Genomic DNA, 12,076 nt, shown 5'->3' with positions numbered 1-12,076 from the left:
AAACAAACATGAGTAGCGGACGTATCGTACAAATCATCGGTGCCGTTATCGACGTTGAGTTTCCGCGCGACGTAGTACCGAATGTCTATGACGCGCTGAAGGTAAACTCCAACGATCTGACTCTCGAAGTCCAGCAACAGCTGGGTGACGGCGTCGTTCGCGCTATCGCCATGGGCCAGACCGAAGGTCTGAACCGTGGTCTGGAAGTCACTAATACCGGCGCGCCGGTCATGGTACCGGTGGGTATCAAGACTCTGGGCCGGATCATGGACGTACTGGGTACGCCCATCGATGAAGCTGGCCCGATCGGTGAAGAAGAGCGTATGCCCATTCACCGTAAGGCCCCCACCTACGAAGAGCAGGCAGCCTCTAACGAGCTGCTGGAAACCGGCATCAAGGTTATCGACCTGGTATGCCCGTTCGCCAAGGGTGGTAAGGTTGGTCTGTTCGGTGGTGCCGGTGTAGGCAAGACCGTAAACATGATGGAGCTGATCCGTAACATCGCCATCGAGCACAGCGGTTTCTCCGTGTTCGCGGGTGTTGGTGAGCGGACTCGTGAAGGTAACGACTTCTACCACGAGATGAAAGAGTCCAACGTACTGGACAAAGTAGCTCTGGTTTACGGTCAGATGAACGAGCCCCCCGGAAACCGTCTGCGTGTGGCCCTGACCGGCCTGACCATGGCAGAGAAGTTCCGTGACGAAGGTCGTGACGTACTGTTGTTCGTCGACAACATCTACCGTTACACCCTGGCGGGTACCGAAGTATCAGCACTGCTGGGTCGTATGCCTTCTGCGGTAGGTTACCAGCCGACGCTGGCGGAAGAGATGGGCGTTCTGCAGGAGCGTATCACTTCGACCAAGACCGGTTCTATCACTTCTATCCAGGCGGTATACGTACCGGCGGATGACTTGACCGACCCGTCTCCGGCCACCACCTTCTCGCACCTGGATGCGACCGTGGTACTGTCTCGTGACATCGCATCTCTGGGTATCTACCCGGCTGTAGACCCGCTGGATTCCACCTCTCGTCAGCTGGATCCACTGGTTATCGGTCAGGAGCACTACGATGTGGCCCGTAACGTTCAGGGTACCCTGCAGCGTTATAAGGAACTGAAGGATATCATTGCGATTCTGGGTATGGACGAGCTGTCTGAAGAAGACAAGCTGGTGGTATCCCGCGCGCGTAAGATCCAGCGCTTCCTGTCTCAGCCGTTCTTCGTAGCAGAAGTCTTTACCGGTTCTCCCGGTAAGTACGTCCCGCTGAAGGACACCATCTCCAGCTTCAAGGGCATCCTTGAAGGTGAGTATGATGACATGCCTGAGCAGGCGTTCTACATGGTCGGTGGTATCGAAGAAGCAGTGGAGAAAGCTAAGGGCATGAAGTAATGCTCTTAGCCCCTACTAACTAAGGGGTACTAAGATGGCTATGACTGTTCATTGCGACATCGTAAGTGCGGAGGAGCAGATCTTCTCCGGCCTGATCGAGTTCGTCTCACTGACAGGTAGCCTGGGTGACCTGGGGATTACCCCGGGTCATGCTCCGCTGCTGACGGAGATCAAACCGGGTCCTGTAGAACTCAAGAAGCAGGGCGGTGAAGAAGAAATCTTCTACGTTTCCGGTGGTTTCCTTGAGGTGCAAGCCAGCAAGGTCACCATTATGGCGGATACCGCGCTACGTGCGGCGGATATGAACGAAGCAGCTGCTGAAGAAGCCCAACGTCATGCGCAACAAGCGCTTAACGATCAAAACGCGGAGTTTGAATTCTCCCGTGCGGCTTCCCAGCTGGCAGAGGCGGCAGCTCAGCTGCGGACTCTTCGTCAGATCCGTAAAAAACTGGGTAAATAGTTCGGGATTCGTTCCGAGTTTATTTACAATAAAAGGCGACCTGCAGGTCGCCTTTTTTTTGCCTGAAAGATTTTAACGAGCCCATCAGAGGAGCGCTAAATGTCGATGGAAGTTATCGTACTGGCCGCCGGCCAGGGGACACGGATGAAGTCTCGTCTACCCAAGGTGCTGCACCCGATCGCGGGTAAGCCGATGGTAGGCCACGTACTGGATACCGCCTCACGACTAAAACCGAGCGCTCTGCACGTCGTAGTGGGTCATGGCGGTGATCAGCTGCGTGACTACCTGGCGGGGCGTGAGCTGTCAGTGGTGGAACAGGCAGAACAGTTGGGTACCGGCCACGCGGTTGATCAGGCGATGCCTGCGGTTGATGCCGATAGCACGGTGCTGATCCTCTATGGGGATGTGCCGCTGATCGCCGAGCCGACTTTGCGCCAGCTGTTGAAGAGCGCCAGTCAGGGCAAGCTGGCACTGCTGACTGTCGAGTTGGCGGATCCCACGGGCTATGGCCGCATCGTGCGTGACCACGACCACCGCGTAACCGCCATTGTCGAGCACAAAGACGCCTCCGAAGCCGAGCTGAGTATCCGTGAAATCAATACCGGCATTCTTGCCTTGCCGGCGCGCTGGCTGAAGCAGTGGCTGCCGCAGCTGTCCTCTGACAATGCACAGGGCGAATACTATCTCACCGACATTATTGCCATGGCCGCCAAATCCGGTGAAACCATCGACGCTATCCAACCCTCCTGCGAGCAGGAGGTTCAGGGCGTTAATAATCGTCTGCAGCTGGCTGAGCTGGAGCGCTGGTACCAGCGCCGACAGGCGGAACACTGGATGACCGAGGGGGTCACACTGGCAGATCCGGAGCGGGTGGACTTTCGTGGCGATATCGAGATCGGCCGCGACGTCAGCATCGACATCAACGTCATTCTGGAAGGCCGGGTACGGATCGCCGACAACGTGGTGATCGGTGCCAACTGCGTGATCAAGGATAGCGAGGTGGGCGCGGGTACGGTGATCAAGCCCCACTCGATGCTAGATGAAAGTCAGGTGGCTGAAGGCTGTGATATCGGCCCCTTTGCGCGTCTGCGTCCCGGCACGCGGCTGGCCAACAACGCCAAGATTGGCAACTTTGTCGAAACCAAGAAAGCGTTGGTGGGCGAAGGCTCCAAGATCAATCACCTCAGCTATGTCGGCGACGCTACCCTGGGCAAGGGGGTCAACGTCGGTGCGGGTACCATCACCTGCAACTACGATGGGGTCAACAAGTTCCAGACCGAGATCGGCGATGGTGCCTTTATCGGTTCCAACACCTCGCTGGTGGCGCCGGTACGGGTTGGAGCGGGAGCCACTACCGGTGCCGGTTCGACGATTACCAAAGCTATCGAAGACGGAGAGCTGGGGGTGGCTCGAGGCCGACAAGCTAACCTCAAGAACTGGAAGCGACCGAGCAAGCAGTAACCGCAAGCAGGAACAGAAACGGAGAACGACCTATGTGTGGAATCGTCGGCGCTATCGCGCAACGGAATGTCACCGGCATCCTGCTGGAAGGGCTTAAACGGCTGGAATATCGCGGCTATGACTCCGCCGGTATCGCGGTACTTGATCGTGCCAGTGGCGCAATCGCCTGTACCCGCCGCTCCGGTAAAGTTGCTGAGCTGGAGAATGCGCTGGCTGCGGAGCCTCTCGATGGTACCATCGGCATCGCCCACACTCGCTGGGCAACCCACGGCAAGCCGGAGGAGCGCAACGCTCACCCCCATGTAGCCTCTTCCCGGATCGCCGTCGTGCATAACGGCATAATTGAAAACTTTGAGCAGCTGAAGGCCGATTTGCAGGCCAAAGGGCATCAGTTCGCCTCCGATACCGACACCGAAGTAATCGCTCACCTCGTCTATGACCAGCTGCAACAGGGGGTGGCCTTTCCCGCAGCGGTCAAAGCTACCATCGCCCAGCTGCACGGCGCCTACGCGCTGGCGATCATGGATCGCGAGCAGCCGGGCCTATTGATGGCCGCCCGCATGGGCAGTCCGCTGGTGTTGGGGGTGGGCATCGGCGAGCACTTTATCGCTTCTGATCCGCTGGCTTTGCTACAGGTCACCGACCAGTTTATCTACCTCGATGAAGGTGATCTGGCCGAGGTCACCCTTGATGGCGTCGTCGTTCGCGACCGCGCTGGTGAAACCGCCAGTCACCCGGTACAACGGTTTGAACACGGTCAGGATGCCGCCGACAAAGGCGAGTACCGCCACTACATGCTCAAAGAGATCTACGAGCAACCGGCCGTCGTCGAGGCGGTACTGGAAGGACGTCTGGGTAGTGACAAGGTCTATGAAGAGGCGTTCGGTGCCGAAGCGCGGGCGGTGTTTGACCGGGTCAAGGCGGTACAGATTATCGCCTGCGGTACCAGCTATCATGCCGGTCTCATCGCCAAGTACTGGATCGAAGAGCTGGTGGGCATCCCCTGTCAGGTGGAGGTGGCCAGTGAGTACCGCTACCGCAAGACCGTTGCCCTGCCCGACAGTCTGTTCGTCACCATCTCCCAGTCCGGTGAAACCGCCGACACCCTGGCAGCGCTGCGCGAAGCCAAGGAATCGGGGTTTCTTGCTTGTCTGACCATCTGCAACGTGCCCGGCAGTTCGCTGGTGCGTGAGTCCGACCTGGCGTTGATGACCAACGCCGGCCCCGAGATCGGTGTCGCCTCTACCAAGGCCTTTACCAGCCAGCTGGTGGCCCTGTTGTTGACCACGCTGGTATTGGGGCGCCGCCATGGTCTCGATCCGGCGGTGGAATCGGAGCTGGTTGGTTGTCTCCGGGGGTTACCGGCGTTGTTCACCCAAGTGCTGGCGCTGGATGAGCCGATCAAAGCGCTATCGGAGCAGTTTGCCGACAAGAACCACAGCCTGTTTCTTGGCCGCGGTGCCATGTACCCCGTGGCTATGGAGGGCGCGCTGAAGCTGAAGGAGATCTCCTACATTCACGCCGAAGCCTATCCCGCGGGCGAGCTCAAGCACGGCCCACTGGCGCTGGTGGACAAAGAGATGCCGGTGATCGTGGTGGCGCCCAACAACAGCCTGCTGGAAAAGCTCAAAGCCAACATGCAGGAGGTCAGTGCCCGCGGTGGAGAGCTGTTCGTGTTCGCCGACAAGGATGCGGGCATGGTCGCTGAAGAGGGACTGCAACTACTGCCGGTGCCTGAATCACATACCCTGCTTGATCCGCTGGTCTATACCCTGCCGCTGCAGCTGCTGAGCTATCATGTGGCGGTGTTGAAAGGCACCGATGTGGACCAGCCACGCAACCTCGCTAAATCGGTTACGGTCGAGTAACCCTGAACAGGCCTGCCACATCTGTGTGGCGGGCCGAAATTGCTGCACTGACTGCTTTGCTGTCGTGCCATGATCTTCATCTACGGATAGCCGCCATGACTCGTCTCTTCTCCTGCCTGTTTTGCCTGTTACTGGGGATGACATCTGCCTCGGCGGCGCTGCCGGAGACTGACTCTGCCGGCCATCCCTTGCCGAGCCTAGCGCCGCTAGTGGAGCGGGTCTCTACTGCGGTCGTGAATATCGTCACCTTTGGTGGCTCAAAGTCGCCGGCTACCAGCAATCGTCCAAGCTCCACCGGTTCCGGCGTGATTATTGACGCCGCGGAGGGGCTGATCCTGAGCAACCACCATGTGGTGGGTGATGCGGAGCGGATCCGCATCACGCTGGTGGACGAGCGCCAGTTCGACGCCGAACTGGTTGGCAGCGATCCGGCGGTGGATCTGGCGTTGCTGCGGATTGACGCCGATAAACTGCAGGCGCTGCCGCTCGCTGATTCGGACCGGTTGCGGGTGGGGGACTTTGTGATTGCGGTGGGCAATCCGTTCGGGCTGGGGCAGACGGTGACCAGCGGTATCGTCAGCGCGCTGGGACGCACCGGGCTTGGGATCGAGAACTATGAAGACTTCATCCAGACCGACGCGTCCATCAATCCCGGTAATTCCGGTGGCGCATTGATTAACCTGCAAGGCCAGTTGGTGGGGATCAACACCGCGATTCTGGCCCCCAACGGCGGTAACAGCGGTATCGGTTTTGCCATTCCGGCCAACATGGCCAAGGCGATCAGCGATCATCTGGCGGCCAAGGGTGATGCCAGCCGCGGCACGCTCGGGGTCTCGGTCCAGGATATGACGCCGTCGCTGGCGCGTGCATTCGGGTTACCGGCAGAGGCAAACGGGGTACTGGTGAGTCAGGTCAAACCGGGGTCGGCAGCAGCCCGAGCGGGTGTGCAGGTGGCTGATATTATCGTTGCCATCAACGGCCAAAGTATTCGCAACGCCGCCGATTTGAAGGCGCAACTGGGTGTGTTGACCCTGGAAGAGACCCTGCAGCTAACCCTGTTGCGACAGCAACAGCGGCTGACGGTGAGCGCGACGCTTGACCAGCCCAAACGGCTGACCGTCGAAGGCGTTCAGCTGAATCCCTTGTTTGCCGGTGTGGTTTTTAACGGCGATCAGGAGTTGCCGGGTATCCCGGTGCTGTCAGTGCGAGGCGATTCCAATGCGGCCGCCAAGGGGCTTAGTCCGGGTGATCTGATCGTGTCGGTCAATCAGCAGCGGGTGCGCAGTGTTGATGAGCTGGCGACAGCGGTCAAGGAGCAGCGCGGACTGCTGTTGGTAGTCAATCGTCGTGGTGGCCCCTATTTTGTCGCGCTGGACTAGATCTGCGGGGAATTAATCGCGCCTTTACCGGTCAATCGATGCTGAGCCCTCTAGTAGCAGGATGACCGGCTTATGTTGAAACGTATCTCTCTTACCCTGATGGCGCTGGTCGTCATCGTCGCCGGTGGCCTGTTCGCCACGCAGAAATTCCTTACGCCCATGAGCAGTGATCTGTCAGTGGTTGGCCAGGGGACGCCCACCTTGGTACTGGCCTATGAAAACTATTCGCCTGACAGTGGCGCGGCGCTGAATCAACTTAATAGCCTGCGCCATGATTACGCCGATCAGCTGCGGTTTGTGGTTGCCGATCTGGGTACCCCCGACGGCCAGGCCTTTGCGCGTCGGCATCGTTTGGCGAATGGTCTGGCGCTGCTGCTGGATGGCGATGGCAAGCCACTCAAGGTCGCGCGCCTGAGTAGCGACGAGGCATCACTCCGGACACAGCTGGAAGACAAACTGGCATTGCTGAACCTATAGAACAGCAGTGCGCAAAGCTTAAGCCTTGGTGCTTTGACCGTAGTAGCCATTCCGCTGCATTAATGTACGTGGAGCGCTTTATCGCGTGTTTCCAATAGGGCCTATGGCCCCTTTAAATCGTTTGAAATTGATACCTTAACCCGTATGGAAATTGGTAGGAGCATCAACATCCGTGAACGTTGATAGGGAAAGTTACAGCCATGAGCTGGTGGAGTTGGGTAACCAGGCATGGATTCTCAACTGCGCGCTGGCGGAACTGTATCGGTTTCAGAAGCTGATGGATGACGATGAAGCGATGTCGCCGGCGCTAGCTGAAGGGCGGCGACAACTGCTGGATCCCGCCTACACTCGTCTCTACACGCGGTTACAGGCGTTGATGGCCAAGTGGACGCGGCGGATAGCCGAGCAGGCTGGTGAGACCATGGGTGTCGAGGAGCGTCCTTGGGGAATTGAGGTGCAGCTGCCAGACGCGGTGCGCCAGCGGTTGAAGGCTCAGCTGATGGAGCCGTTGACGCGGGATGAGATGATCGCGCGCGCTGACGCCTCACCGGACCGGTTGTTTCTTTGTTACCCGGTGGTAGATGCTGACCAACGTTATAGCGTATGGCGTTTTGACGGGGCGGATATCAGCTACAGCAAAATGTGGTGGAGCTGGTGGTTGGCTAGCGACCGGCCATTATGCCGGCGGCAGGCCCTGAGCGATAACTTGTGGCTGATCGATGGTTGCGGCACGGACTGGCGGGATCAGCTCGCTGGCCCTATCTCCGTCTGAGCGGCTGGCAGTCGAATATAAAACCGGCTGCCCTGCCCCGGCGCGTTTTCCAGCCAGATCTTGCCGCCCCCTGCAGCGTTATCTATACGTCGCCGCATGTGGCAACCCCTAAAAAGGCTCCTAAATAAGAATTACTTATATCAAAATATGCTGATTTTATTGAATTATTAATCAGCAGTGGATTGACCATTCCTGTCAAAATCTTGGCTTGAATCAAAGATCAAAATTGATTATTTTGCAGGGTCTCTCGACGCGTACTAACAAGGACTGTGACTCGCGATGGATCCGCACGACCGTCAAAAGGCCGAAGGCCACGCTGTATTTGACTCCGGCCTCCACTGTCTGGTTGCCATCGCCCGTTTTCACCGTTTACCTGCTGAAGCAGCCCAGCTCAAGCACCAGTTTGGTCGCGACGAAGCGACGCTGAATTCCCAGGATCTGCTTCGTGCCGCCAAAGCTCTGGGCTTTCGCGGCCAGTCGAGCACGATCTCTGCGGATCGTCTGAATAACCGCACCCTGCCGGCCATCGGTCGCAGCCAGGATGGCCACTACTTTATTATCGCCAAAGTGTCTGAACCTGGAGAATCGACCGGGCCCGGTGACGAGCGCCGCGTTCTGGTGCAGCGGATGGATCGCCAGGCACCGGAAACCCTGACCGCAGAGGAATTCAGCGATCTCTGGTCCGGTGAACTGATCCGCCTCACCCTGCGTGGCGGTCAGGGACAGGGCCATCAGCTATTCAATCTAAGCTGGTTTATTCCGGCGCTGGTGAAATACCGCAAGCACTTTGCCGAGGTGATCACCGCTTCCTTTTTCCTCCAGATGTTTGCCCTGGCCACGCCGCTGTTCTTTCAGGTGGTGATGGACAAGGTACTGGTCCACCAGGGTTTTACCACCCTGGACGTACTGGCGTTCGGCTTCTTTGTTCTGGCGTTCTTTGAGGCCACCATCGGCGGCTTGCGGCATTATCTCTTCGCCCACACCGCCAACCGCGTCGATGTCGCCCTCGGGGCCAAACTGTTCAACCACCTCACCGCGCTACCGCTGGCCTACTTCGAGGCCCGCCAGGTGGGACAGAGTGTCGCCCGGGTGCGCGAGCTGGAGACCATCCGCAACTTCATTACCGGCACCGCCCTGACCTTGGTGATCGACCTCTCCTTCACCTTGGTGTTCTTCGCGGTGATGTGGTACTACAGTCCCACCCTGACCCTGATCGTACTGGCAACCCTGCCCTGCTACGTGATTCTGTCGCTGTTCATCACCCCGATTTTGCGTCACCGCCTTGATCAGAAGTTCAAGCACGGTGCCGAAAACCAGGCCTTTCTGGTGGAATCCGTCACCGGCATCGAAACCCTCAAGGCGATGGCAGTGGAACCACAGATGCAGCGCCGTTGGGAAGACCAACTCAGTAAGTACGTCACCGCCTCATTCCGTAGCCAGAACCTCAACAATATCGCCAATCAGGTGGCCGGTTTTATCAGCAAGCTGACGACGCTGGGCATTATTTGGTGGGGCGCGCACCTGGTGATCGGCGGCGATCTGTCGGTAGGCCAGTTGATCGCCTTCAACATGATCGCCGGGCGGGTGACCGGACCGATCCTCAAGCTGGTGCAGCTGTGGCAGGATTTTCAGCAGGCGGGCATCTCGCTGCAGCGCTTGGGCGACATTCTCAACACCCCGCGTGAACCAGGCTACAACCCTAATCGCAGCACCCTGCCCAGCCTCAAAGGAGCGGTTAGCTTTGAACACGTGGGCTTCCGCTACCGCCCCGATGGCCCGCAGATCCTCAACAACGTCGATCTGCAGGTCAAACCGGGTGAGGTGGTCGGCATCGTTGGTCGCTCCGGGTCTGGCAAGAGCACCCTGACCAAACTGGTACAGCGCCTCTACGTACCGGAGTCCGGGCGGGTGCTGGTGGATGGCGTCGATCTGGCCATGGTCGATACCGCTTGGCTGCGGCGCAATATCGGCGTGGTGTTGCAGGAAAATTTCCTTTTCAACCGCTCCATCCGTGAAAACATCGCCCTGGCCAATCCCGGCTTGCCGATGGAAGCGGTGGTTCGTGCCGCCCAACTGGCCGGCGCCCACGAATTTATCCTCGAACTGCCCGAAGGTTACGACAACCCGGTGGGCGAGCATGGCTGTAACCTCTCCGGCGGCCAGCGCCAGCGCATCGCCATCGCCCGCGCCCTGATATCCGATCCCAAGATCCTGATCTTTGATGAAGCCACCAGTGCCCTCGATTATGAATCGGAGCGCATCATCCAGAACAACATGGCCGCCATCAGCCGCGGGCGCACCCTGTTTATCATCGCCCACCGCCTCAGCACCGTGCGCCAGTGCGACCGCATTATTGTTATGGACAAGGGGCGGATCGTCGAAGCAGGCAGCCACGATCAGCTGATAGCACGTGGTGGTGAGTATGCTCGCCTGCACAGCTTCCAGAGTGACCTGCCCGATGCTGCCGCGCGCAGGGAGCAGATCAAACAGCAGCTCAAGCAGCAAGATATCCGGCGCGCTCCGCCTTCCGCCCAACCGCAGGGAGGGCAGCCGCGATGAGTCTGTTGAGCAATCTGTTGGACGTTTGGCGCAATCGCGCAAGCATCGGCGACGGTAACCTCGCCCGTGAGGAACTGGAATTTCTTCCCGCTGCGCTGGAGATCCAGGCTCGCCCTCCTTCCCCTTTGGGTCGACTGCTGATGTGGACCCTGATGGCCCTGTTTATCATCGCGGTACTCTGGGCCTGCGTCGGCAAGGTGGATATCGTCGCCGTGGCCGAGGGCAAGATCGTTCCCAGCGGCAAGGTCAAGCCGATACAGCCGCTGGAAAAGGGCGTGGTCAGCCGCATACTGGTGAGCGACGGTCAACGGGTCAGCGCCGGCGATCCACTGGTGGAGCTGGATGCCACCCAGACCCAGGCCGACCAGCAACGGCTGCAGCATGAACTGCTCACCACCCGGCTTAATCTGGCCCGCCAGCAGGCGCTGGCCACCCGGTTGATCGATTCAGACCGGGCGCTGAGCCCGGCGGAACAGCCCATCAGCTGGCCCACACAGGCCACGCCGGCCCAGCAACTGCTGCAGCAGAGCCTGTTTGACCAGCAGTGGGCCCAGTATCAGGCCCAGCTTAAGGCGCTGGACAAGGCCCGTTCGTCACGCGAGGCGGAGCAGGACGCCAGCCGCGCCCGCATCGCCCGCCTCGGTGCCACCCTGCCGCTGATCGCCGAACGCGCCGACGCCCTCAAGCAGCTCAGCGAACGTAAGATGGCGGCACGGCTGCAGTTCCTCGAGCTGGAGGAGGAGCGGGTCGAAAACGCACAGGAACTGGTGGAGGAGCGCGCCCGCCTGCGTCAGCTGGACGCCGCCTTAGCCGAGATCACCGCCCAGCGCGAGGTGCTCAACGCCGAATCCCGCAGCCGCGCCTTTGAAGCGCTGGCGGAAAGCCAGCGTCAGGCCAGCGCGCTGGAAGAGGAGCTGGCCAAGGCCGAGGACCGTAACCAGCGCCAGATCCTTTACGCCCCCGTGGACGGTATCGTCAAGGAACTGGTGCTGGCCGCCGAGGGAGAGGTGGTCACCCCCGCCCAGCCGCTGCTGCAGATCGTCCCCCGCGAAGAGACGTTGGTAGTGGAGGCCTATCTCGCCAACAAGGATATCGGCTTTGTCCGAGCCGAGATGCCGGCGGCGGTCAAGGTCCACACGTTCCCCTTCACCAAGTATGGCCTGATCGAGGCCGAGGTGATTCAGGTCAGCGCCGACGCCCTCGCCGACGAAGAGCGCGGGCTGATCTACAAGGTGAAACTGCTGCTGAACCGAGACTGGCTCGATGTGGAAGGCAATCGGGTCGGACTGATTCCGGGCATGGCGGTCACCGCCGAGGTGAAAACCGGCACCCGGCAGCTAATTGAATATTTTCTGGCGCCCCTGCTGCGGTATCGGCAGGAGAGTGTGAGGGAGAGGTAATCATTGGTTTTAGTAAACCGCTTATTTTGCAGTTATGAGAATTCAAACTGCTATCTAATTATAAAATAGGTAATTTACATAGTTTTAATACAACTGTTTTGATTGTCTTGATGTTGTAGTAAATCTCAATTAATGTGAAAAATTATCAATGGATGATTTTAAAGCGACGCAAGGATGTGTTGTGTTTCTGCTCTTCTGATTGCGCTGAAACTAGCCACGCCTTAATGAAACTGTTCAACGCGCTCTCCGGCAAGTGTCGTTTGCGTGCGTTGCTTCATCTCTCTATCCATTTTTGAATCATGCCTCTGCGCA

Annotated in this window: 9 protein-coding genes; all 9 read left to right on the top strand. The window is 58.8% G+C overall.

Features of this window, described 5'->3' with window-relative positions:
• Positions 1 to 8: 8 nt before the first annotated feature.
• The 9 genes from atpD (at position 9) to JJQ76_RS15845 (ending at position 11,764) form a co-directional block, all read left to right on the top strand.
• Positions 9 to 1,388 carry a F0F1 ATP synthase subunit beta gene (gene atpD / locus JJQ76_RS15885; RefSeq protein WP_210397914.1) on the top strand — a complete coding sequence of 460 codons (1,380 nt, stop codon included), beginning with the start codon at positions 9 to 11 and terminating at the stop codon, positions 1,386 to 1,388.
• A gap of 34 nt (positions 1,389 to 1,422) precedes the next feature.
• Positions 1,423 to 1,848 (top strand): F0F1 ATP synthase subunit epsilon, encoded by a 426-nt coding sequence (locus JJQ76_RS15880; protein WP_210397913.1) that lies wholly within the window; start codon positions 1,423 to 1,425, stop codon positions 1,846 to 1,848.
• A 99-nt stretch (positions 1,849 to 1,947) separates the two neighbouring features.
• Complete coding sequence (gene glmU / locus JJQ76_RS15875) at positions 1,948 to 3,309, top strand: bifunctional UDP-N-acetylglucosamine diphosphorylase/glucosamine-1-phosphate N-acetyltransferase GlmU (RefSeq protein ID WP_210397912.1); 1,362 nt, start codon at positions 1,948 to 1,950, stop codon at positions 3,307 to 3,309.
• A 32-nt stretch (positions 3,310 to 3,341) separates the two neighbouring features.
• On the top strand, positions 3,342 to 5,177 hold the full coding sequence (glmS, locus tag JJQ76_RS15870; protein WP_210397911.1) for a glutamine--fructose-6-phosphate transaminase (isomerizing): 1,836 nt from the start codon (positions 3,342 to 3,344) through the stop codon (positions 5,175 to 5,177).
• A gap of 95 nt (positions 5,178 to 5,272) precedes the next feature.
• Positions 5,273 to 6,556, top strand: a complete 1,284-nt coding sequence (locus tag JJQ76_RS15865) for a Do family serine endopeptidase (protein ID WP_246481037.1) — start codon at positions 5,273 to 5,275, stop codon at positions 6,554 to 6,556.
• Between the two features lie 72 nt (positions 6,557 to 6,628).
• Positions 6,629 to 7,033, top strand: coding sequence for a hypothetical protein (locus JJQ76_RS15860; RefSeq protein ID WP_210397910.1), 405 nt, complete (start codon positions 6,629 to 6,631; stop codon positions 7,031 to 7,033).
• 172 nt (positions 7,034 to 7,205) lie between these two features.
• On the top strand, positions 7,206 to 7,805 hold the full coding sequence (locus tag JJQ76_RS15855; protein WP_210397909.1) for a hypothetical protein: 600 nt from the start codon (positions 7,206 to 7,208) through the stop codon (positions 7,803 to 7,805).
• 279 nt (positions 7,806 to 8,084) lie between these two features.
• Complete coding sequence (locus JJQ76_RS15850; RefSeq protein WP_210397908.1) at positions 8,085 to 10,364, top strand: type I secretion system permease/ATPase; 2,280 nt, start codon at positions 8,085 to 8,087, stop codon at positions 10,362 to 10,364.
• Complete coding sequence (locus JJQ76_RS15845) at positions 10,361 to 11,764, top strand: HlyD family type I secretion periplasmic adaptor subunit (protein WP_210397907.1); 1,404 nt, start codon at positions 10,361 to 10,363, stop codon at positions 11,762 to 11,764. Before JJQ76_RS15850 ends, JJQ76_RS15845 begins: the two co-directional genes overlap by 4 nt.
• The last annotated feature ends 312 nt before the right edge of the window (positions 11,765 to 12,076 follow it).

The organism is Motiliproteus sediminis, from assembly GCF_017912535.1.
Taxonomy (GTDB): Bacteria; Pseudomonadota; Gammaproteobacteria; order Pseudomonadales; family Balneatricaceae; genus Motiliproteus; species Motiliproteus sediminis.
This window is presented reverse-complemented; position numbering and strand designations above follow the sequence as displayed.